General features: G+C 65.1%; 1 pseudogene. It reads left to right on the top strand.

The window, feature by feature from the left end:
* A pseudogene (locus tag NQJ30_RS18920) lies at nucleotides 1-364 on the top strand (glucose-6-phosphate dehydrogenase); the annotation flags it as partial.

Genomic DNA, 364 nt, shown 5'->3' with positions numbered 1-364 from the left:
TCTGCTGCAGCTGCTGGCCCTGACCGCGATGGAGGAACCGATCTCCTTCAACGCCGACGATCTGCGCGCGGAGAAGGAAAAAGTGTTGGCCGCGGTCAAACTCCCGGCGGATCTGTCCACGCACTCCGCGCGGGGACAGTTCACCGGCGGCTGGCAGGGCGGGGAACAGGTCCAGGGCTACCTGGACGAAGACGGGATCCCCGCGGATTCGAAAACCGAAACATTCGCGGCGATCCGGGTGGATATCCATACCCGCCGGTGGGCCGGGGTCCCGTTCTACCTGCGTGCGGGCAAACGGTTGGGGCGGCGGGTGACAGAGATCGCGGTGGTCTTCAAACGCGCCCCGAACCTGTTGTTCACCGAT

This window comes from Pseudarthrobacter sulfonivorans (genome assembly GCF_024391045.1).
Taxonomy (GTDB): domain Bacteria; phylum Actinomycetota; class Actinomycetes; order Actinomycetales; family Micrococcaceae; genus Arthrobacter; species Arthrobacter sulfonivorans_B.
This window is presented reverse-complemented; position numbering and strand designations above follow the sequence as displayed.